A 278-nucleotide genomic window follows, 5' to 3' on the forward strand; every position below is an offset into this window, starting at 1 on the left:
GCGGGACGGTGTCGTCGCCGGTCTGGAAGGGGGCCAGGGGGCTGGAGCCGGAGCACGAGTCGTAGTCGGCCTTGCTCACCTCCACCACGTCGTGCGCTCCACGGGTGTACTTAAACACGAGCTGGGCGCCGGCGCGGAAGGTGATGCTTGAAGCCCAGTTGGTGTAGTTGGTCCGAAGGTCCCAGGACCCGGCCGGCGCGCCGACCGTGTAGCTGGCGCCGTGCGCCGTCCCGAGCACGGCCGCCATGGCCATGGCGATCAGTAAGAGGACAGCTCCG

General features: G+C 69.1%; 1 protein-coding gene. It reads right to left on the reverse strand.

Features of this window, described 5'->3' with window-relative positions:
• Positions 1 to 278 (reverse strand): phytocyanin family protein (locus SM754_RS20225; RefSeq protein WP_323677939.1); only part of this gene is annotated, 278 nt, incomplete at both ends.

The sequence above is a fragment of the Halorubellus amylolyticus genome, assembly GCF_034808145.1.
GTDB lineage: Archaea > Halobacteriota > Halobacteria > Halobacteriales > Natrialbaceae > Halorubellus.